The organism is Vibrio sp. 704 (genome assembly GCF_033339295.1).
This window is the reverse complement of sequence record NZ_JAWOUH010000214.1, coordinates 1-886: the sequence shown is the minus strand read 5'-3', so window position 1 is coordinate 886 and position 886 is coordinate 1. Positions and strand designations below refer to the sequence as shown.

Sequence of the window (886 nt, the reverse complement as noted above, 5' to 3'; positions counted from 1 at the left end):
TTCTTTGTGCCTTGTTTCGCTAGTACACGACCAGCAGCCCAGCCAAGCTTAAGTACGAAGTCTGGAGTGATTGGGTACTGTCCAACTTTACCGCGTACACCGTCCGTACCAAAGTAACGTCTTTTATTCGACATAAACTTACCTTTATTATTTTTAAATATTGTTTTGCGTCATTTCGACAATTTTCATTGCTTCAATAGTTTCTTCAAAATCATGAACACGAATGATCTGCGCGCCTTTCATGGCAGCAATCGTGGCGCAAACCACACTGGCGTTAGTGCAATCTGCTGCGGGCTTATCAAGCAGCTTGAAAATCATTGATTTACGAGACATTCCCGCCAAGATAGGCAGACCGAACTCATGAAATTTCTCGAGATGAGCGAGCATATGATAATTGTGTTCAATGGTTTTGCCAAAGCCAAAACCAGGATCGAGGATAAGTTGAGACTTATTGATACCTACGGCTTCACAAGCAGCTATGCGCTCTTCTAGAAACTGAGCGACGTCATCCATCAAGTTCTCGTACTGAGGGCTTTCCTGCATAGTTCTAGGTTGCCCCTTCATATGCATTAAGCAAACAGGTAGTTTTGATGCAGCCGCAACTTGAAGTGCACCAGGTTCTTGTAACGCACGGATATCGTTAATTAGATCCGCACCAACAGCGATAGCCTGACGCATTACTTCTGCTTTACTGGTATCGACAGAGATCCATACATCGTATTTTTCGCGGATGGCCTTTACAACAGGAACAACGCGTTGCAGCTCTTCTTCTAGAGAGACATCTGGCGCACCAGGGCGTGTAGACTCACCACCAACATCAATGATGCTAACCCCTGCGGTAATCATTTTTTCAACTTGAGCAAGAGCAAGTTCTAAAGAATTGAAT

2 protein-coding genes are annotated in these 886 nt (G+C 44.4%); both read right to left on the bottom strand.

Annotation, left to right across the window (positions count from 1 at the left end):
* On the bottom strand, positions 1 to 134 hold a 134-nt coding region (locus R7R24_RS25540), incomplete at its 3' end, for a hypothetical protein (RefSeq protein WP_318057457.1).
* Between the two features lie 19 nt (positions 135 to 153).
* Positions 154 to 886: dihydropteroate synthase (gene folP / locus R7R24_RS25535; protein WP_318119905.1), on the bottom strand; the 733-nt coding region annotated here is incomplete at its 5' end.